This window comes from Rhizobium sp. M1 (genome assembly GCF_002531805.1).
Lineage (GTDB): Bacteria > Pseudomonadota > Alphaproteobacteria > Rhizobiales > Rhizobiaceae > Rhizobium > Rhizobium etli_C.
In genome coordinates this window covers 1-18,576 of the sequence record NZ_NWSW01000054.1, presented here as the reverse complement: position 1 = coordinate 18,576, position 18,576 = coordinate 1, and the positions used below count along the sequence as shown (strand labels likewise).

The following is an 18,576-nucleotide window of genomic DNA, read 5'->3' as shown; positions in this document are numbered from 1 at the left end:
TGAAAATCGGACAGGTCCTATGAATCTCTATACCCGCCCTAATCTAAATGACATTGACCACGTTCGCGTCGAACCGGTCAACGCCCGGCGCAACCGCCAGCCTCTCTATGCGCCGCGCAAGAAGATCTTTCCGAAACGAGCCGAAGGGCCCTTTCGCCGGTTCAAATGGGTCTTGATGCTGCTCACGCTTGGCACCTATTACCTCGCGCCGTGGATTCGCTGGGACCGCGGTCCCTATGCGCCCAATCAGGCAATCCTCGTCGACCTCGCCTCGCGGCGCTTCTTCTTTTTCTTCATCGAGATCTGGCCGCAGGAATTCTACTATGTGGCGGGCCTGCTCGTCATGGCGGGCTTCGGCCTCTTTCTCCTCACCGCCGCTGTCGGCCGCGCCTGGTGTGGCTATGCCTGTCCGCAGACCGTCTGGGTCGATCTCTTTCTCGTCGTCGAACGCGCTGTCGAAGGCGACCGAAACGCTCGGATGAAGCTCGATGCCGACCCCTTCACTTTCGACAAGCTCAGGAAGCGGGTGATCAAGCACGCGATCTGGCTGCTGATCGCCGTCGCCACGGGCGGAGCATGGATCTTCTATTTTGCCGACGCGCCGAGCCTGGTGGCTTCACTGTTTGACAGCAGCGCTGCTGCCGCTGCGTATGCCACGATCACCACCCTGACCGCGACGACCTATGTGCTTGGCGGCCTGATGCGCGAGCAGGTGTGCACCTATATGTGTCCGTGGCCGCGTATCCAGGGCGCCATGCTCGACGAAAATTCGCTCGTCGTCACCTATAACGACTGGCGGGGCGAGCAGCGGTCGCGCCATGGCAAGAAGGCTCAGGGTCTGCCGGTGGGCGATTGCGTGGACTGCAATGCCTGCGTCGCCGTCTGCCCGATGGGGATCGACATCCGCGACGGCCAGCAGATGGAATGCATCACATGCGCCCTCTGCATCGACGCCTGTGGCGGCGTCATGGACAAGCTCGGAAAGCCACACGGCCTGATCGCCTATGCGACGCTCAAGGAATATTCGAGCAACATGTCGCTTGCTACTGACGGAGGACGGACAGCCATCCAGCCCTCCAATGTCCGAAACGACGACGGAAGCTTCATGCCAGCTGTCCGGAATTTCGACTGGCGCATCATCTTCCGCCGAAGAATCGTCTTCTACGGTGTCGTCTGGGCATCGATCGGCATCGCCATGGTCGTCCATCTCACCTTCCGCGATCGGCTCAGGCTCAACGTTATCCACGACCGGAACCCTCAATATGTTCTGGAAAGCGACGGCTCCATCCGAAACGGCTACACGCTGCGTGTCCTCAACATGGTGCCGAAGCCGCGGGACGTGACCATCACCCTCGTCGGGCTGGAGGGGGGCACAATGCGCATTCCCGAGTTCGGCAGGCAGGATGCCCGCAGCTTCACCGCTCACGTCGAACCCGACGCGGCCACGACGCTCAAGGTCTTCGTCACGCGCGCCCCAGACGGGGCAGAGATCAACGGATTCCTCTTCGTCATCGAAGATATAGGTCAAGACGCAGGTCAAGCCGACCGGGCGAGCTATCGCGCGGCGTTCAACGCGCCGGGAGACGTGAAATGAAGACTTCTACTCAGGGCTTTACCGGCTTGCACGTGCTGCTTGCCACCTCGGCATTCTTCGCCGTAGTGATCGCCGTAAACGCCACCATGGCCTTCTATGCTGCGTCCAGCTGGAGTGGCATCGTCGTGGAAAACACCTATGTGGCCAGCCAGGAATTCAACACCAGGGCGGCAGCGATGAAGGCAATAGCCGCCTCCGGCGTCGAGGGCGCGCTCGTCGTTAAGGGCAGCCAAATCCGTTACGACATCCACGACAAGGCCGGCACGCCTGCGATCATCGATGATGTCACGCTGAACTTCAAACGGCCCGTCGGCGATCATGAGGATTTCCGCGTGACGCTCCGGAAGACGGGCGAAGGGCGGTTCGAAGCCGATCACCAGGTTGTCGCCGGCGACTGGATCGTCGAGGCCATATCGAGAATGAACGGGGCGGTCGTCATGCATGAGGCCAAACGCTTCGACCCCGCGGAGTTCCGCCAATGACCTGCTGCTCGGTGGATGCGGAAAGCGTTCTCGGCCTCAGCGCGACATCCGCCAGCGCCGAGGAGGTATGCCTTGCAAGCCACCCGCTCGGGGCTGGGTTACGCCAGGTCGACCTCAGCGTGCCCGACGTCCACTGTGGCGGCTGCATATTGACCCTCGAAAAAGCGCTGTCGGCGCTTGCGTTCGTCAGGAAAGCCCGGGTCAATCTCACCGCCAGGCGTGTCACCTGCGTCTATCAGGAAGAGATCGAGGCGAAGGCGACCGATCCCTCCGAAATCCTCGCCGCGATCACCTTGGCCGGATACCGCGCTCATCTCATCACGTCGACAGCACCCGAAACCGACAGGATCCGGAACCAGCTACTGCTGGCGATTGGAGTTTCCGGCTTTGCGACCGCCAACATCATGATGCTCTCGGTGTCGGTATGGTCGGGCGCGGATGCGGCCACGCGCGACATGTTTCACTGGATCTCGGCGATGATCGCGGCGCCGGCGCTGGTTTATGGTGGACGCTTCTTCTTCAAATCGGCCTGGAGCGGGCTCAAGCGTAGGCGCACCAACATGGATGTTCCGATCTCGCTTGCAGTGACGCTGTCCTATGCGGTCTCCCTATGGGAAACCATGCACCATGGCGAACATGCCTGGTTCGACGCGTCGGTGTCTCTGCTGTTCTTCCTGCTGATCGGCAGAACCCTCGATCATGTGATGCGGGAAAAAGCCCGCGCCGCGATCAACGGGCTTGCCAGACTGGCGCCGCGCGGGGCGCAGCTGATGATGCCGGACGGGTCGCGGCACTACATCCCGGTCGAAGAGATCGCCGTCGGGGATAACATCGCGATTGCAGCTGGCCAACGCATTCCCGTCGATGGCATGATCGTCAGCGGCGAGAGCGATGTTGACCTCTCCATCGTCACCGGTGAAAGCAGCACGGTCGCCGTCGCCGCAGGCAGCGCGCTGAATTCGGGTGCGACGAACCTGACCGGTTCGCTCGTCCTGCGGGCGACCAAAGTGGCAAGGGATTCGCTTCTTTCCGAGATCATCGGCCTGATGGAAGCGGCCGAGGGCGGCAGGGCTCGTTATCGCCGGGTCGCCGATCGCGCCGCAGCACTTTATTCTCCCGCCGTGCACCTGTTGGCGCTGGCCTCCTTTCTCGCCTGGGGCTTGCTTGGGGGCGATTGGAAACAGGCCATGCTGGTCGCGGTCGCGGTGCTGATCATCACATGCCCCTGCGCATTGGGCCTTGCTGTACCGGTGGTCCAGGTGGTCGCCGCCGGCGAACTTTTCCGCAGGGGCATCGTGGTGAAGGACGGTTCGGCGCTGGAACGGCTGGCCGAGGCGGATAGCGTCGCCTTCGACAAGACCGGCACCCTGACGATGGGCATGCCGCGCCTCGTCGGGATCGAGACGATCGAAGAGGGCAGTGCCGCCATCGCTCGCGGGTTAGCCGCGCATTCACGGCATCCGCTTTCCCAGGGTCTGGTGCGGGACATAGACATCTCTTACCCCTTCGCCTTCGACAGGGTCACGGAAATCGCCGGCGGGGGGCTGGAAGCCTGGAAAGGAGCGGACTTCTATCGGCTCGGCAACCGGGCCTTTGCCTGCGGGCTCACGCCCGCGGGCGATACTCCGTTTTCGGAGGTGGTCCTGTCGAAAAACGGCGTCGATCTCGCCCGTTTCCTGTTTGACGACACGCTTCGTCCGGGCGCCGCGGAGGCTTTCCGCCAGCTCGCTGCAGCCGGTATCGAAACGCTGATAGTATCCGGCGACAGGCAGGCCGTCGTCGACAACACAGCGCGGGCTCTCGGTATCGGCAAAGCTCTGGGCGACCTGGGGCCGAAACAGAAGGTCGAGGAACTCCAGAGGCTGGGCGCCGAGGGCTATCGCGTGCTCATGGTCGGCGACGGGATCAACGACGCACCGGCGCTGGCCGCCGCGCAGGTCTCGATGGCGCCCGCAACCGCATCCGACGTCGGCAGGCAAGCCGCCGACCTTATCTTCTTCAACGATCGTCTCGATGCCGTTCCTGAGGCAATCGCCGTTGCACGAAGATCCGCCAGCCTCATTCGCCAGAACTTTGCTCTCGCCATCGGTTACAACGTGCTTGCGGTACCGATCGCAATCGCCGGCGTGGCAACGCCGCTGATAGCGGCGGTGGCCATGTCGACCTCGTCGATCATCGTCGTGACGAATGCGCTGCGATTAAATGCCTTCGGCCTATGGAGCGAGCCGCTTGCCGGCGGACGTGCGGAAGTTGAAACCACATGAACATGCTGATCTATCTGATGCCGATCGCAATGCTGATGGGGGGAATGGGTCTCCTGGCGTTCCTCTGGTCGCTGACGAGCCGCCAGTACGACGACCTTGAAGGAGCAGCTTGGCGAATCCTCGTCGAGGACGAAACCGATCGCAAAAGACCTTGAACCGCTCACGGCCGAAACGAAAGGAAGATCGATGCTATCGAGACATCCCATACTTTTGCGATCTGACCTGTTTCACGGCCTGGACAAAGCAAGGATAGAAGAACTGGCCGACACGGCTCAGTTCCAGATCTTCGCACCGGACGAGCGGATCATCGCCGAGGGCCAGCAGGCGTCGTTCGTCTATTGCGTGATGCGCGGCTTCGTGCGACTTTCGAAGTCGGAATCCGCGGGGCGCCAGGCAGATATCTGCATCTGCGAACCGGGCGAGACGTTCGGTGAATATCTCCTGTCGGGAGGCGGCTCCTACACCTACAGCGCATGGTCCGCCGACGGCGCAGAGGTCGCGTTGTTCGACCTTGTGGAGTTGCGGGCGCTTGCCGACCGGGACCCCGTCATGCGTCGCAACGTCATGCGCATCATGGCCCGGCATCTGCTCGGTGCCATGGATTGCATAGCGGGAGACCGGCTGCACACGGCTGCACAGCGTGTTGCGAATTACCTCGTCAGCCGCTGCCCGGCCTCAGCATCGCAGGCCACCTTTCGCCTGCCTTACCGGAAGAGAATTCTGGCCGGCAAACTCGGGGTTGCGCCCGAAGCCCTTTCGCGGGCTTTCGCTGCCCTCGGTCCTGCAGGGGTCGAAGTCAGAGGCAGGGTCGTCGTGGTCGACAGCGTCGATCTGCTGCGGAAGGCGTGCTGACCTCGGGGCAGGGCGAAAACCGCGCCGGAATTCGACAACCGTCAATATGGCGATCGCTTGCTCCGTTATGGCCAGGCGCAAAAATGCACCAGGACGGATTGTTTTGTCATCTCGACTGTCTTCATCGCTTGCTTCAGGCCTTGTCCGCATCAACGGTGGCGCTGACGACACATGCGGATACCGTCGGACTGGCGGGCTTATAGGGAAGTGCAGACGAACGGGCGCAACGAGCACCAACATGCGACGGAGAGCGTCTGGCGCTATTCTTCGAGGAGCAGGGCCGTCGCGAGATAACCCATGCTGATGGTGCTTGCGAAGAGGTAGATGAACAGGCCCTGCGCGAGATAATTCTCAAGCGTGCCTGCCGCGGCAAATCCATTTTGCCAAACGAAGAAGCCCACGGCGGATCCAATTGCGAACCCCGTCGCCAACCGCGTGAGCATGAACCTGATCATGCGAGGCATGGCACCACCTCAGACTTAATCATTACAAATGGCCGGGCAACGGGAATGATGGCTGGCCAATTGAGTTTTGTCAACGACTGGCGCAAGCCGTCATGCAAGCAGCGGCGGGAGCCGGAGACTACAACAGTGCATCTTCTGTCTTTCGCAGCCGGCGTTATCACGCCTGCGAATGCGTCGAGGCTGAGTGAGTTGCGAGTTGCAAGGACGATGCGCGCTAAGGACCTAGCGCGGCGGCGGCTTCTGTGGTCGCGCGGTTTGCCAGACGTGTCGGGATGCGGGAATAAAGAACGGCTCCGGCCACGCCCACGACCGCATAGAGCACGAACATCAGCTTGATGGCGATCTGTCGACCAAGCCCGACGAACGCCCTCGCATCAGGCAGGGCGTCGGCTAAGGCGCCGACGAGGCTGTGGCGCGCGAACGTCCTCGTCCCATCGGAATCGCCAAAGTGCGAGCTTGCTATGCCAATGATGCGGGTCGAGCGCGCGGTGCCGTTTCCATTCACCGAAGGCGCCCAATAGCTACCCTTCACAACAATGATTCGGCAAGCCTTTGGACGCGCGAGACGCTAGGAGAAGATGCGCCCCGGCCTTGTCTCGTCGAGTGCTGCGCCCACATCGCGATCCAGTGAACACCTCTCCTCAATCCTGCGAGGGCGCCGAGAATTTGTTCAGCGGAGTGCCGGTCCATCAAGCCGGCTCATGCTCGGACGATTCATCAGTCAAGATCAAGCGAGTCGGATTTTTCAAGTCGAACTCAATAACACGTGGCACGAAGAGACGGGCATAGCGCGTAAAGGCGCTGGTCGGCGGAAAGCGAATTACCGTATCGCATCGGGCGAGAAGGTACATCTCTGTAAGAGCAGAGATACCACCTTCCACTCCCAGCGATGCACTGTGTAATGGCCCGGCCTGGGCCGCCTGGAAGCATTTCGGGATAGTGATTAGATCGGGAAACACATCGAGTAAATGGTCCCGTACCTGCGCGCTGTCCGTACACAAGAAAACCATCACAGGGCGTCGATGCGGTAGCGCTTTGGCCTTCTCGATGGCAGTGCACACCTGGCGTAAGGCCAACTCCGGATCGGCCCAGTAGGGCGTGTGGTCCATTATATCTTCGCCATTGCCATGCCGTACGTGCACACCGATGATACTGCGCCCCTTGAAGTGCTCCTGATAGATGGCGTGAATACGAGCCTGAATTTCAGGTCTAAGGTTGAGGCTCTGAAATATCTGGCGTTCGGCAGCTTGGTCGCACCGCCACATTAAACAGGCATCACAGACTACCGTGTTGGCATCAGTATCGTCCTGGGCTTGAAGAAGCTCGGTCAGTTCGTCACGTTCCCGGAAAATTTGCTCATCGGGGCGGTAAACGCTCTCGATTGAGGGCTTGTTCCACCATGATGGGAAGAACGGTCCCGGAAATGAGAACTGGTTGATCTGGTCATCGCAAATAACCCGTACGCCAGCAATATCTTGAATCGGCTCGAAGAACACCGTAAAAGCGTTCGTGAAGGGTTGATTGAGATAGCAGGAGCCACGCCAATCGATGGCCAGCGTCCGCCCCGTTCGCTGTGCATAGCGCCAAGCTGCCGCCAGCGACCAGAGACAATCACCGAAACCAGTCCGCCGTCGAGAAACAACATACCGATCCCTCTTCAGGTCGCCAGCGAGCATGTTCGTTGCCTTGTTCTGGAAAAGCGCATCGGCTTAAATTCTGCTGAAATTTTGCATATCAATTCCCGGACCTGCATCAGCGCTCGTGATTCTCGCCAATTTTATGCATGACCCTTCGTCGCACAGATTTACCGTTTTACGCCAGACTGGAAGTTGCGGCGCCATACGCCTTTTCAGTCCGGGCATTGAAGCGTCAGCATATCCCTCCGTCATCGTTCAGTCGTTTATCTCGCACCCGATCCAACCCATCGGCATCGCACTTGGCTCGGAGCGAGAGGCCGGAGCTTACGTTGCGGTACGGCTCATGTTGGCGCGCTTCGCCGATTCATCGAGGGTGGCGCCGATCTAGCCAATTCCGTCCTTTCCCGCTACCTGATCTCTATTTCATGCGTCTTCTGGAGCATCCTGGAGAATCCGTAAAATCGATTGTTTGGATAATCTCCATCCGCTTGATGGATAAGTGTGGCCACCATTGCGTCACAGCTGCCACCGTGGCGGCGATGCTGGCGAGTCTCACAACTGCGGCTCGCTGGACAAGCAGTCGATGATCGTGCCGCGGCCCAGGTTGTTGATTCAGACGAGCTCGGTTGCCTCCACTTGGAGGCCCATCGCGCCCGTTTGTTTTCCAAATGTGTCCCGCGCTACGACAACGGCTCGATCCTGATCACCTCAAATAGTCGCGTGGTCGTCACAGCATTATTGGACCGCCTGCTTTCACCTCTCGACGGTGGTCACCATCCGGGCGACAGTTATCGGCTTAGCCAAAAGCGACGCTCCGACCATCTGCGGAAGATTGGGGCCAGCGCTCGGATCTAACGAAACGCAAACCGATGGGGTCCGTTCTTCAATTCGGCAAGTGGGACTAGTTCCTCGAGTCGTTTGACAGCCATAGCCGATCAATTCTATCCGGCGCTTTCAGGCTTCCGGAAGGTTTCAATCTGCTCCGGAGCTTTACCCAGAGTAGGTTAGAAAGCCGCCAATGCCGAGCCATGATAAGTTCGTCAAGGGAGCGACGACGGAAATCCGGCGTCAGCCACGACAACAGGCTCGGTCCGTTAGCAGGAACTGTGGAGCTCGAATTTTATCTATGGCGTGGATGGGTATCATCCAAACAATCGATTTTACGAATTGAATGGCATGATCCATTAGACGAGCATCTTGACGGAAATCAAGTCGTCGATGGCGCGCCAGTGGTGTAGAGGGGTCAAATGTGTGGGTTTGGAATGTAATGCTAGCATAAGCGTTCGATCAGCCCATTGCATCACCTTGCAATCGTCGACAGGTCGGGGTTCATGACCAATCGTCACTTTGATCGCAAGATTGGACGTTTTGGCAAATCGGCAAAGATTATGAGGCCTTTGCATGCGATTTAACGTGCGTTGGGAACCGTTGCGGAAAAGGAATCGCAACTCCGACCATGTCGAGGAATCATCTATCGCTCGAATTTACATTCGCACTCGGTACAGTCCGCAACGAGCCGCGGTATTGACAGATTCAGACGAGGCGGTCTGGTGACCGCTATTTTGGGAAACGGCGTACGCTACACGCTGCCACGCGCGCGTTTCGACCTGCGTCCACGCGCGGCGTCATCATCCTACCTTTGGGCGGCCGGTCTCCGAATGGCCACCAGGATAATTTACCGGAAAGGACGAGAGCAATGACGCACCTCGATTGCTCGTGCGAAGTGCACGGTGAGCGCGATGACGGCACTGGTCGTCACAGCGTTTATTTGACGTTCGACGACGGTCCGCATCCATTTTGTACACCGGAGATTCTCGATATTCTGGCTGAACACCGGGTGCCGGCAACATTCTTCGTCATCGGCGAGTTCCTGGCCGATCAATCGAAATTGATCCAGCGAATGATTGCAGAGGGGCATGAAGTCGCCAACCACACAATGACGCATCCAGACCTGTCTGACTGCGAACCCGACGAGGTGCAACGTCAGATACTCGAGACAAACAGAGCCATAAAAATGGCGTCGCCTCAGGCGGTGGTGCGGCACATCCGAGCTCCTTACGGCATCTGGACCGAAGAAGTGCTCAAGGCTTCGGCGAATGCGGAACTCACTGCCGTGCACTGGTCGGTAGATCCGCGAGACTGGTCTCTTCCCGGGGCCGACGCCATTGTTAATGATGTGCTGCAGTCTGTCCGGCCGGGGTCAATCGTGCTCTTGCACGACGGTTGTCCCTCCAGTGAAATGCAGCAAGGAGCTGACCACAGTCTGCGCCACCAGACTATCATGGCGTTATCTAGCATAATTCCAGCTTTGCATGATCGCGGCTTTGTATTTCGCTCGCTTCCTCGGGAGTTTTGAAGATCCGATGGATATGCTTGACACAACCAGCACTGTCGCCGTCTCGCTTTATGCACTTCTCTCGACTGCATATAAAAGCATGCAGGCCGTTTATTCTCTGCCGACCGATGTTTCATTGGCGTCCCACGGCTTGGGCGGCTTTGACGAGCTGCCCAGCGTAGATGTCATCGTGCCAAGCTTCAACGAGGATCCCCGCACGCTTTCGGAGTGCCTGGCTTCTATTGCGGGTCAGGAATACGGGGGAAGGCTGCAGGTTTACCTAGTTGATGACGGTTCCGAAAATCGCGAGGCTTTGCGACTTGTGCACGAGGCCTTCGCACGAGACCCCAGATTCAATATTCTCCTGCTTCCCCAGAATGTCGGTAAACGGAAGGCACAGATCGCTGCGATACGCCGCTCTGCTGGAGATATGGTGTTAAACGTCGACTCCGACACGATCCTCGCATCTGACGTCATCAGGAAGCTCGTGTCTAAAATGCAAGATGCGGCTGTCGGCGCGGCCATGGGACAGTTGACGGCCCGCAACCGAAACGACAGTTGCCTGACCCGTTTGATCGACATGGAGTACTGGCTGGCTTGCAACGAGGAGCGTGCGGCACAAGCTCGCTTCGGTGCCGTTATGTGCTGCTGCGGTCCATGTGTTATGTACCGTCGCTCTGCGCTCGCTTCGCTGCTTGACCAGTACGAGTCACAGTATTTTCGGGGAAAGCCAAGCGATTTCGGTGAGGATCGGCATCTCACCATTCTCATGCTGAAGGCAGGCTTTCGAACAGAGTACGTGCCGAGCGCCATCGCAGCGACAGTCGTTCCGAACAAGCTAGGACCGTATCTGCGCCAACAACTACGCTGGGCGCGGAGCACGTTCCGGGACACGTTGCTTGGGCTGCGCCTGCTGCCCAACCTCAATCGCTTCCTTACGCTCGACGTCGTCGGACAGAACCTCGGACCGCTGCTTCTGGCACTATCAGTGCTGACGGGACTCGCACAGCTTGCATTGACGGGCACCGCGCCTTGGTTGGCAGCCCTGATGATTGTGGCCATGACGATGATCCGCTGCAGCGTTGTAGCGCTTCGGGCCCGCCAACTACGGTTCCTCGGGTTCTCTCTGCATACATTCATCAATATTTTTCTGCTACTGCCCTTGAAAGCCTACGCGCTGTGCACGCTGAGCAATAGCGACTGGCTGTCGCGCAGCTCTGCTGGCAACTCGAATCAACATCCGACGACTGATGCACGCACTACAGAATGTTCTGGACATGCGACAGCGCCTCGAAGGCTCAAGCCCGCCCGCGATCCTGCCAGGCGAACGACGTCTGACTGCATGTGCAGCGACGAGTAAGATCTATTTACCGAGGTGAACGAGTTGACACAGAGCGACAATTATCAATTGCTGAATCGGGAACTGGCTGCACCCGATCCATGGGGACTCGACGCCAATCCATTCGAGCGTGAGCGTCACACGCAAATGCTCCGCTTGGCGCTTGCCCAGGGATCCATCTCAAGTGCGCTCGAAGTGGGATGCGCTGCCGGCGCATTTACGGTGCAGCTAGCCCCCCACTGCAAACGGCTCACCGTGATCGATGTTGTGCCTCAGGCTATAGAAAGATCGCGTCGACGCATAAGGGATTCTCCGCACATCAGCTGGATAGTCTCTGATGTTCAACAGTTTTCACCTGACGAGAGGTTTGATCTGATCGTTGTGGCGGAAGTGCTCTACTACATCGGAGGAATAGCCGAGATGAGAGGGGCTGTTCGGAATTTAGTGCGGATGCTTGCGCCGGATGGATATCTAGTTTTCGGATCGGCGCGCGACGCCAACTGCCGTCGCTGGGGCCACGTTGCTGGTGCTGAGACGATCCTCGGCATGCTGAACGAAACTTTGCTCGAGGTAGAGCGGCTTGAGTGTCGGGGTGAGTCGGTCAACGAAGATTGCTTGCTCGCCTGTTTCCGAAATCCGATTTCTGCCTCCTAACGGCTCAACCCTCGACGTTCAGACATGGAGACACTATGCGCATCTGTGGTATCAAATTGACCCATGACGGAGCGGACGCGCTTGTCGAGGATGGGTGGCTCGCCTTCTGCGTCGAGCAGGAGAAGCGGGGCAGCAACCCGCGATATGAAACTGTCGACAATCTCGACGCGATTGGCGCCGCTTTGGCGCAACACGGTCCGGATCCACGCGTTATTGATCAAATCATCATCGACGGCTGGGGTGCAATGCTGAAAGTTCTCTCGAATCCGTCGAGGGCTCCGGTCTCGTTCCAATGACAGGGCATTTCCCTGCAAGAACTATCCTCGTGATAGGTGCCGCGCGGCCACCGCAGCCCGTGGCTCCGCCTCGTGGCGCCGATCTGCCTGGAGGACCCGTGCGCCTTATATAGTCAGCCCTCGAACTCCGGATTGCGAAATGTTGTTTAACCATCAGACCCGGATGAGATGCCAGGACAGAATTCCGGCTGTTGTCCATCTCGATGAATCTGCACGATTTCAGACCATCCCAGGCACTCTCTCCGTGAAGGCGCCGAGCTACTCTTCGAATGTAACAAGCTCAGGGACATTCGGCTGCTCTGCAACACGAGTGCCAATTACCACGGACGAGGCGTTTTCCCGGATTCTGCTGCAGCCCTTTAATGGAGACGCAATGAACACATACGGTGCGATGGACCAGGAAGAACCCAACCAACCGAAGAAATGCCGGTCAACGGCGCCCGACGGTCAGATGAGCGGATGTTCATGTCCGCAATAGATTTTTCCGACGTAAGCAAGACATATGGCGACAAGGCCGTGGTCAACACGCTATCGTTCCGCGTTTCCCCGGGGGAATGCTTCGGGCTGCTTGGACCGAACGGCGCGGGCAAGAGCACGATCGCACGCATGATCCTTGGCATGACAGCCCCTGATGCGGGGAAGATTACCGTGCTCGGCGTGCCGGTGCCTGCCCAGGCTCGCTTGGCGCGAAAGGGTATCGGCGTGGTGCCGCAATTCGACAACCTTGAGCCTGAATTCACTGTGCGCGAGAATCTGCTGGTCTACAGCCGCTACTTCGGCATGAATACACGCAAAGTCGAGGCGGTCATGCCGTCGCTCCTTGAGTTTGCACGCCTAGAGAGTAAGGTGAATGCGCGTGTGTCTGAACTTTCAGGCGGCATGAAGCGGCGCCTGACGCTAGCGCGTGCGTTGATCAATGACCCGCAGCTACTTGTCATGGACGAGCCGACCACCGGTCTCGACCCGCACGCGCGCCACCTGATCTGGGAGCGCCTGCGTTCCCTGCTTACGCGCGGCAAAACGATCATCTTGACCACCCATTTCATGGAAGAAGCCGAACGGTTATGCGATCGACTCTGCGTACTCGAAAGAGGTCGCAGCATTGCCGAAGGGCGTCCGCATGACCTGATCGATGAACTGATCGGGTGCGAAGTCATTGAGATCTACGGCGGCGATCCGCATGAGTTGGAATCGCTGGTCGGGCCATATGCCGATCGCATCGAAATTAGCGGCGAGACCCTTTTTTGCTATGTGTCCGACCCGGAGCAGGTGCGTGTGCGGTTACGGGAGCGCGCGGGCTTGCGCATTCTGCAGCGTCCGCCGAATCTTGAGGATGTATTTTTGCGGTTGACCGGGCGCGAGATGGAGAAGTGAACGATGGATGAAGGTTGTGCTGCGGCTCTGCCCGCCAACGCTTTTAACTGGATTGCGATATGGCGACGCAACTATCTGGCATGGAAGAAAGTAGCACTTGCGTCAATTGTTGGAAGTCTGGCCGATCCTATGATCTACCTGTTTGGCCTCGGCCTTGGCCTCGGAATTATTGTGGGTCGCGTTGACGGCACAACCTACGTTGCATTCTTGGCGGGCGGCATGGTGGCGACAAGCGCGATGACGTCTGCGACGTTCGAGACGATTTACGCGGCCTTTACGCGAATGCACGCCCAACGCACCTGGGAAGCCATGCTCTACACACAAATGACACTTGGGGACATCATCCTGGGTGAGTTGGCATGGGCAGCGAGCAAGGCATTTCTTGCCGGTACGGGAATCATAATCGTCGCCACCGTGCTAGGCTATGCGACGTGGCCATCAGTCGTCTATGTGCTGCCAATTATCATGCTCACTGGATTTGCATTCGCGAGCCTTGCGATGGTAGTCACGGCGCTTGCGCCCAGTTACGAGTATTTCATTTTTTACCAGACGCTCGTCCTCACACCAATGCTGTTCTTGTGCGGCGCGGTGTTTCCAATCACGCAACTGCCCCAGACCTTTCAGCAGGTAGCGCAGTTCTTGCCTCTAGCGCATGCGATCGACCTCATACGCCCGGCAATGCTTGGGCGCCCCGCGAGCAGCATGGGCCTGCATATAGGCGCGCTTTGCATCTACGCGCTTTTGCCGTTCTTCCTGTCGGCAGCGCTGTTGCGTCGGCGCCTGATGTCTTGACGCCACTCGCCACCACGCCAGGAGGGGTATTGCGATGCAGTTTCTTGAAAAGACCCGCAGAGCTCTGAAGATAATCATCATAGTCCGGGAACAAACGAACCCATGTCGGCGCCGGCGAGACGATGCAGGTTTTTCGCTCTGCAACTGGCCGAACTCGGAAGCAAACACCCTTCAGGAAGATCCGGCGTGTATCAGGAGAAAAGCAAATGAAGGTCATCTCAATCGCTACGGCGCTCTTTGCTCTGGCGTGTCCCGCGAACGCGTTCGAAAACAAAGCGGTCGCGGCTACGCTTATCTTAAGGACCGATCGTACGATTGCCGGTCAGCCCATCATCGTTCCACGGAAGGATGTCGAGGTCATCGCTTCGATTTATGAGATTGCGCCCGGTGCGACGTTACCAATTCATCAGCATCGCTATCAGCGCTATGGCTATGTGCTTTCGGGGGAGATCACGGTCACCAATACAGAATCTGGGAAAGAAAGCATTTTCACCGCAGGGGATTTTATCGTCGAGTCCTGGGGCATATGGCATAAAGGGGCGAACAACGGCACCGAGCCGGTAAAGCTGCTCGTGATCGATCAGGTGGAAAAGGGCAGTGAGAATGTTCTGCCGCAAAAATAAAGACGTTGAGGTATTACCGGAGGGCATTCCGGCGCCACGGCTCGGATGTGGTGAACCCCGTCCCATATTAGGGGTTGGTTTGCCGCTCCTTGCTAATGTCGATTGGAGCTGCGTGAACCTTCGACTTGCGTCGTCGACCAACTGTAGAGGAGGTTGTTTCATTGGTCGGTTGAACGGCGGGCGTAGGAGAGCATCTGTCCAGTTCCTCCATACTTGGTCGTCAGTCAGCGCGGCTGTTGGGCCAGCGGCGACAGGATCATCGATCATCCGTGAGACTGTAGCGGCGGCGTTTCAAAGAGGCTCCTCATTCCGACGCCATGAATCACGCCGAACGACAAAACCACGAAAGAATGCTAGGAAATCCTGAGACGTCTCATTACCTCATGGGGCGAAGGCATGCGGGATGCTTCCTGACATAGCACGTCCCGCATCCAGAGGCTTGCCTGATCACTATTGTGAAGCGCGGGCCATTGGAGGGCCTGTGTGAACGCGGGCAAAGGTAGCGGAAGGTCAGCGATTCGCAGGGGTATTGCCTTTTCGAGCTGCTTGACCAGGCGTAAGGGCATTGTCGCTACGCGCTCGGTCCCTGAAAGCATGAACGGAACCATGCTGAAGCCCTGCACGACTACTTCGACATGTCTCTTAAGCCCGTGCCCAAGCAAACACCATTCCTCGATGGAAGCAGCGTTCCCAAACTTCACCACAACGTGTCCCATCGACATATACCTCTCGAGTGTAAGTTGCTCCGAGAGTAGCTTGTTCGAGCGGCAGCCCACGCACACGAGGGTCTCCTCGAATAACGCCACCTTAGGATGTGCGCGCGACATGAGCAATTCCGGAAAGATGAGAAAATCGGCGTCACCGCGCCGCAAGTAATCATCGTAGTTATCGGCGATCGGCAGCAACTCGAAGCTGACGGCGGGCGCTTCTCGGGCGACACGCGTCACGACCTTTTCAAAAAAAACGAGTGCGGCGTAATCGGAAAGAATGACTCTGAAGCAGCGATCCGATTGAGCAGGGCAAAACGGATCCCAGGATATGATCGAAACCTGGATGTGAAGCAGAGCCTCGCGGACCGAAGGCGCGAGCCGCTCCGCACGCGGGGTTGGAACGAGTTCGCGACCGACCATGGTAAAAAGGTCGTCATTGAAATAGGTGCGTAACCTGCCGACGGCCGCGCTCATGGCCGGTTGGCTCAAGTTGATGCTGCGCGCTGCCGCCGTGAGATTACGCTCGGTCATCAAGGCGTCGAGTGCGACGAGGAGATTCAGATCAAGGCCCTTGAACCGCATGTCTTCATCCATAGCGAGGTGGCGAGATAAAAGGTGAAAAGGCTTGGTCTCGCAGTGCGGCGCCACGAGAGATCAGCAAGCAAAGGGTCGCCTAAAATTGAGAAAGTATCGATGTTCCAGCCGCCGTGGCTTTGATGGTCTTACTGCTACCTTCAACCGACACGATTCAGTGGTGCCTGATCATTCTGGCGAGTAGCAGTGTTTTCCGCGGATAAAGGTTTCGGTCTGCGACGTCGATCACTTCGGCGCCTTCAATATGTACTTCGGGGGGTAAGACGCACTCGTAGCACTCACCTTCTTCGGCAGGAGTATCTTGGCAATTGAAGTCTTGAGTGTGCTCCGCTGAATGGGCTTTGTCAGCACCATTCAGGTTTGCGCGGGGGTCACTTGCCGCCGGGCCGCAATCTTGGTTACGATCATCTGCTGCAAGTGACGGCCCGGCCCGCAATGTCAATGCGAGCAACGCTGCAACGATGACGTAGTAACCAATAACCTTCATGAGACGTTTCCTTTCTTCGGCTAAGGCCAGGCAATACCAGGTAGGATTGATGCCATTCCCGCCGCCAGTGCTTCGGGGCTACAGGCGTTGTTGGATTGGTTGAGAGCCTTTCAACGGATCATACCCGGTGGAGTGGAGACGGCCGTCTATGGAGCATCCGCGAAAATTGGTGAAATCTATTGTTTAAATGCGAGTCATCCATTTGATGCATGTAGACGACGTCTTGCCTGCCCGAACCAACAAGTGTCGCCAAACCCACTGTTTTCAGGGGCGCCTTTTCACCCAGTCCTTCTATCCTCAGTGGGCTTGCGCATGTCGTTGCCGCCATCCCCTTCATCCGGGATAGCAAAGGGCGCCGCATGCGGGAGGGACACCCCTGCGTCTCCCGTCAGGCTACGACATTTTGTTCGATCGGCTGCCTTGTATGGAGAAGACCGGATTCCCGACGTTTCAGTGTCATCGTTTTGCAATGAGATAGAGGTAATGGCCGCAAGCCGGCTGGGTCGACCACGTTTGGCTTCCATCGCAGAACGTCGCCATTAGCTTTCGACGTTCATTTCGAATGATTGTAGCGTGATGAACAAGTCGGTCCACCGCGGCAAGCGTCATGGCCGGGTCCGGAAAGACGCGGTTCCATTCTCCAAAGGGCTGATTGGCGGTGATGATGATGGAGCGCCGCTCATATCTTGCGGAGATGAGTTCGAAGAGCACGCGGGTTTCGGCCTGGTCCTAGTGACGTAGACCGGTCGTCGAGGATAAGCAGATCGAACTTGTCGAGCTTTGCGACGGCGGATTCGATCTGGAGTGTAACCGGTGTTCCACCCGCACGTTGTTCTTCCTGCCTTGATCTGTGATCGGGTTTCCATTGAAGAGCAATGGGAGTTTCTCCATGGAGAGTACATTGGAGGTTCTCACGACTAGGAAGTCTGGACGTGAGGTTCACCGGCAATGGCCGGACGAGGTCAAGGCGCGGATCGTTTCGGAGAGCTTGCGGCCTGGCGCGAGGGTGAATGAGGTCGCGGAGCGATATGGGTTGAAGCCGAACCACCTTTCCACTTGGCGAACGATGGCGCGGCAGGGCAAGTTGGTTCTGCCTGCACCAGAGGATGCGGTGGAATTCGCAGCGGTGATTGTACATCCGCCTGCTTTGGAGCCGCCGATCAAAAAAGCCAGTCGTCCCGAGATCATCGTCGGTTCTGTCACTATCCGTCTCGAAGAAGGCGCGTCTGCCGCCCGGATCGCGGCTGTCGCTCGCGCATTTGCGGTTCCTGCATGATCTTTCCGTCGAACCGCGTCCGGATCATGGTGGCGACCAAGCCTGTCGACTTCCGCAAAGGCCATGACGGCTTGGCGGCACTTGTCAAAAACGAACTGCACAAGGACCCGTTCACCGGAACGGTATTCGTATTCCGCTCACGCAAAGCGGATCGGCTGAAGCTGATCTACTGGGATGGCAGCGGGCTGGTGATGGCCTACAAGCGCCTGGAGGAGCACACGTTCACCTGGCCGGATATTCGGGACGGCTTGATGACCTTGGGCTATGCCCAGTTCGAGGCGCTGTTTGCGGGGCTCGACTGGCGTCGGGTTCGTGCCGTGGAGGCAAGAGCGCCGATGGCAATCGAATAGGTGCGTCACGATGACTCGGGTGACAAATTCCGGCAGTGAAGCGAGGCGGAATTTGATAAACTTCGACCATGTTGGACGCCGTCGATCTTCCCGAGGATATTGCAGCCTTGAAGGCGATGCTGATCGCGGCGCAAGCGCGTGAAGTTCGCAAGGATGAGCGGATCGAGCGGCTGGAGAAGCTGGTCGCCGCTTTCAAGCAGGCTGCCTTCGGCCGCAAATCCGAGAAGGCCGATCCCGAGCAGTTCGATCTTGCATTGGAGGACCTTGAGACAGCCATAGCGGCCGTCCATGCTGAAGACGAGGCTGATGGCCCCTCGGGTAAGCAGCAGGCGAGATCACGCGCCGCCAATCGCGGCTCTCTTCCCGCCCATCTTCCACGCATAGAAGAGATCATCGAGCCGGAAAGCCTGATCTGCGTGCAAATTCCGAGGCAATCCGCCCCCTGATTCCGAA

Annotated in this window: 18 protein-coding genes and 4 pseudogenes; 16 read left to right on the top strand and 6 right to left on the bottom strand. The window is 58.1% G+C overall.

The window, feature by feature from the left end:
• Positions 1–19 precede the first annotated feature (19 nt).
• The 5 genes from ccoG to CO655_RS30875 are packed head-to-tail and all read left to right on the top strand — an operon-like array spanning position 20 to position 5,192.
• Complete coding sequence (gene ccoG, locus CO655_RS30895) at positions 20–1,594, top strand: cytochrome c oxidase accessory protein CcoG (protein WP_097667793.1); 1,575 nt, start codon at positions 20–22, stop codon at positions 1,592–1,594.
• Complete coding sequence (locus CO655_RS30890) at positions 1,591–2,076, top strand: FixH family protein (protein WP_097667792.1); 486 nt, start codon at positions 1,591–1,593, stop codon at positions 2,074–2,076. The genes ccoG and CO655_RS30890 overlap by 4 nt, the downstream gene beginning before the upstream one ends.
• Positions 2,073–4,340: a cation-translocating P-type ATPase gene (locus CO655_RS30885; RefSeq protein ID WP_097667791.1), complete on the top strand. Its 2,268-nt coding sequence runs from the start codon at positions 2,073–2,075 to the stop codon at positions 4,338–4,340. The genes CO655_RS30890 and CO655_RS30885 overlap by 4 nt, the downstream gene beginning before the upstream one ends.
• Positions 4,337–4,495 carry a cbb3-type cytochrome oxidase assembly protein CcoS gene (gene ccoS / locus CO655_RS30880; protein ID WP_097667790.1) on the top strand — a complete coding sequence of 53 codons (159 nt, stop codon included), beginning with the start codon at positions 4,337–4,339 and terminating at the stop codon, positions 4,493–4,495. Before CO655_RS30885 ends, ccoS begins: the two co-directional genes overlap by 4 nt.
• A 31-nt stretch (positions 4,496–4,526) precedes the next feature.
• Complete coding sequence (locus CO655_RS30875; RefSeq protein ID WP_004674428.1) at positions 4,527–5,192, top strand: Crp/Fnr family transcriptional regulator; 666 nt, start codon at positions 4,527–4,529, stop codon at positions 5,190–5,192.
• A 260-nt stretch (positions 5,193–5,452) separates the two neighbouring features.
• Here the strand turns inward: CO655_RS30875 and CO655_RS30870 are convergent, their stop codons facing one another.
• The 3 genes from CO655_RS30870 to CO655_RS30860 all read right to left on the bottom strand — a co-directional run bounded on the left by CO655_RS30870 (position 5,453) and on the right by CO655_RS30860 (position 7,332).
• On the bottom strand, positions 5,453–5,656 hold the full coding sequence (locus tag CO655_RS30870; protein ID WP_054185961.1) for a hypothetical protein: 204 nt from the start codon (positions 5,654–5,656) through the stop codon (positions 5,453–5,455).
• A 214-nt stretch (positions 5,657–5,870) separates the two neighbouring features.
• Positions 5,871–6,188 carry a hypothetical protein gene (locus CO655_RS30865; protein ID WP_097667789.1) on the bottom strand — a complete coding sequence of 106 codons (318 nt, stop codon included), beginning with the start codon at positions 6,186–6,188 and terminating at the stop codon, positions 5,871–5,873.
• A 157-nt stretch (positions 6,189–6,345) separates the two neighbouring features.
• Positions 6,346–7,332: a nodulation protein NodZ gene (locus tag CO655_RS30860; protein WP_097667788.1), complete on the bottom strand. Its 987-nt coding sequence runs from the start codon at positions 7,330–7,332 to the stop codon at positions 6,346–6,348.
• Between the two features lie 1,657 nt (positions 7,333–8,989).
• Here CO655_RS30860 and nodB point away from each other — a divergent pair.
• From nodB to CO655_RS30820, 8 genes and pseudogenes are all read left to right on the top strand, one after another.
• Positions 8,990–9,649, top strand: a complete 660-nt coding sequence (gene nodB, locus CO655_RS30850) for a chitooligosaccharide deacetylase NodB (RefSeq protein ID WP_011053465.1) — start codon at positions 8,990–8,992, stop codon at positions 9,647–9,649.
• A gap of 7 nt (positions 9,650–9,656) precedes the next feature.
• Complete coding sequence (gene nodC, locus CO655_RS30845) at positions 9,657–10,988, top strand: chitooligosaccharide synthase NodC (protein WP_097667786.1); 1,332 nt, start codon at positions 9,657–9,659, stop codon at positions 10,986–10,988.
• A gap of 15 nt (positions 10,989–11,003) precedes the next feature.
• On the top strand, positions 11,004–11,621 hold the full coding sequence (gene nodS, locus CO655_RS30840) for a nodulation methyltransferase NodS (protein ID WP_097667785.1): 618 nt from the start codon (positions 11,004–11,006) through the stop codon (positions 11,619–11,621).
• A gap of 35 nt (positions 11,622–11,656) precedes the next feature.
• Positions 11,657–11,860, top strand: a pseudogene (locus CO655_RS30835) (carbamoyltransferase N-terminal domain-containing protein); the annotation flags it as partial.
• A 129-nt stretch (positions 11,861–11,989) separates the two neighbouring features.
• A pseudogene (locus CO655_RS34570) lies at positions 11,990–12,277 on the top strand (carbamoyltransferase C-terminal domain-containing protein); the annotation flags it as partial.
• Between the two features lie 63 nt (positions 12,278–12,340).
• The gene (gene nodI / locus CO655_RS30830) at positions 12,341–13,291 is read left to right on the top strand and encodes a nodulation factor ABC transporter ATP-binding protein NodI (RefSeq protein WP_097667783.1); all 951 of its coding nucleotides are present in this window, start codon (positions 12,341–12,343) and stop codon (positions 13,289–13,291) included.
• Between the two features lie 3 nt (positions 13,292–13,294).
• Positions 13,295–14,083 (top strand): ABC transporter permease, encoded by a 789-nt coding sequence (locus tag CO655_RS30825; RefSeq protein ID WP_011053461.1) that lies wholly within the window; start codon positions 13,295–13,297, stop codon positions 14,081–14,083.
• Positions 14,084–14,289: 206 nt separating this feature from the next.
• Positions 14,290–14,706: a cupin domain-containing protein gene (locus CO655_RS30820; protein WP_010020624.1), complete on the top strand. Its 417-nt coding sequence runs from the start codon at positions 14,290–14,292 to the stop codon at positions 14,704–14,706.
• A 353-nt stretch (positions 14,707–15,059) separates the two neighbouring features.
• Here the strand turns inward: CO655_RS30820 and nodD1 are convergent, their stop codons facing one another.
• From nodD1 to CO655_RS30805, 3 genes and pseudogenes are all read right to left on the bottom strand, one after another.
• Complete coding sequence (nodD1, locus tag CO655_RS30815) at positions 15,060–15,998, bottom strand: transcriptional regulator NodD1 (RefSeq protein WP_176539341.1); 939 nt, start codon at positions 15,996–15,998, stop codon at positions 15,060–15,062.
• A 166-nt stretch (positions 15,999–16,164) separates the two neighbouring features.
• The gene (gene nolE / locus CO655_RS30810; RefSeq protein ID WP_010022281.1) at positions 16,165–16,497 is read right to left on the bottom strand and encodes a nodulation protein NolE; all 333 of its coding nucleotides are present in this window, start codon (positions 16,495–16,497) and stop codon (positions 16,165–16,167) included.
• 542 nt (positions 16,498–17,039) lie between these two features.
• Positions 17,040–17,302, bottom strand: a pseudogene (locus tag CO655_RS30805) (ATP-binding protein); the annotation flags it as partial.
• A gap of 84 nt (positions 17,303–17,386) precedes the next feature.
• Here CO655_RS30805 and CO655_RS33680 point away from each other — a divergent pair.
• The 3 genes and pseudogenes from CO655_RS33680 to CO655_RS30795 all read left to right on the top strand — a co-directional run.
• Positions 17,387–17,773 (top strand): transposase, encoded by a 387-nt coding sequence (locus CO655_RS33680; RefSeq protein WP_141514386.1) that lies wholly within the window; start codon positions 17,387–17,389, stop codon positions 17,771–17,773.
• Complete coding sequence (gene tnpB, locus CO655_RS33675; RefSeq protein ID WP_141514385.1) at positions 17,770–18,123, top strand: IS66 family insertion sequence element accessory protein TnpB; 354 nt, start codon at positions 17,770–17,772, stop codon at positions 18,121–18,123. The genes CO655_RS33680 and tnpB overlap by 4 nt, the downstream gene beginning before the upstream one ends.
• Positions 18,124–18,191: 68 nt before the next feature.
• A pseudogene (locus CO655_RS30795) lies at positions 18,192–18,539 on the top strand (transposase); the annotation flags it as partial.
• Positions 18,540–18,576: the final 37 nt, after the last annotated feature.

Excerpts from the sequence above, each read along its gene's own strand:
- ccoG (WP_097667793.1), top strand. The coding sequence starts at position 20 with ATGAATCTCTATACCCGCCCTAATCTAAATGACATTGACCACGTTCGC.
- CO655_RS30890 (WP_097667792.1), top strand. The coding sequence starts at position 1,591 with ATGAAGACTTCTACTCAGGGCTTTACCGGCTTGCACGTGCTGCTTGCC.
- CO655_RS30885 (WP_097667791.1), top strand. The coding sequence starts at position 2,073 with ATGACCTGCTGCTCGGTGGATGCGGAAAGCGTTCTCGGCCTCAGCGCG.
- ccoS (WP_097667790.1), top strand. The coding sequence starts at position 4,337 with ATGAACATGCTGATCTATCTGATGCCGATCGCAATGCTGATGGGGGGA.
- CO655_RS30875 (WP_004674428.1), top strand. The coding sequence starts at position 4,527 with ATGCTATCGAGACATCCCATACTTTTGCGATCTGACCTGTTTCACGGC.
- CO655_RS30870 (WP_054185961.1), bottom strand. The coding sequence starts at position 5,656 with ATGCCTCGCATGATCAGGTTCATGCTCACGCGGTTGGCGACGGGGTTC.
- CO655_RS30860 (WP_097667788.1), bottom strand. The coding sequence starts at position 7,332 with ATGCTCGCTGGCGACCTGAAGAGGGATCGGTATGTTGTTTCTCGACGG.
- nodB (WP_011053465.1), top strand. The coding sequence starts at position 8,990 with ATGACGCACCTCGATTGCTCGTGCGAAGTGCACGGTGAGCGCGATGAC.
- nodC (WP_097667786.1), top strand. The coding sequence starts at position 9,657 with ATGGATATGCTTGACACAACCAGCACTGTCGCCGTCTCGCTTTATGCA.
- nodI (WP_097667783.1), top strand. The coding sequence starts at position 12,341 with ATGCCGGTCAACGGCGCCCGACGGTCAGATGAGCGGATGTTCATGTCC.
- CO655_RS30825 (WP_011053461.1), top strand. The coding sequence starts at position 13,295 with ATGGATGAAGGTTGTGCTGCGGCTCTGCCCGCCAACGCTTTTAACTGG.
- CO655_RS30820 (WP_010020624.1), top strand. The coding sequence starts at position 14,290 with ATGAAGGTCATCTCAATCGCTACGGCGCTCTTTGCTCTGGCGTGTCCC.
- nodD1 (WP_176539341.1), bottom strand. The coding sequence starts at position 15,998 with ATGCGGTTCAAGGGCCTTGATCTGAATCTCCTCGTCGCACTCGACGCC.
- nolE (WP_010022281.1), bottom strand. The coding sequence starts at position 16,497 with ATGAAGGTTATTGGTTACTACGTCATCGTTGCAGCGTTGCTCGCATTG.
- CO655_RS33680 (WP_141514386.1), top strand. The coding sequence starts at position 17,387 with ATGGAGAGTACATTGGAGGTTCTCACGACTAGGAAGTCTGGACGTGAG.
- tnpB (WP_141514385.1), top strand. The coding sequence starts at position 17,770 with ATGATCTTTCCGTCGAACCGCGTCCGGATCATGGTGGCGACCAAGCCT.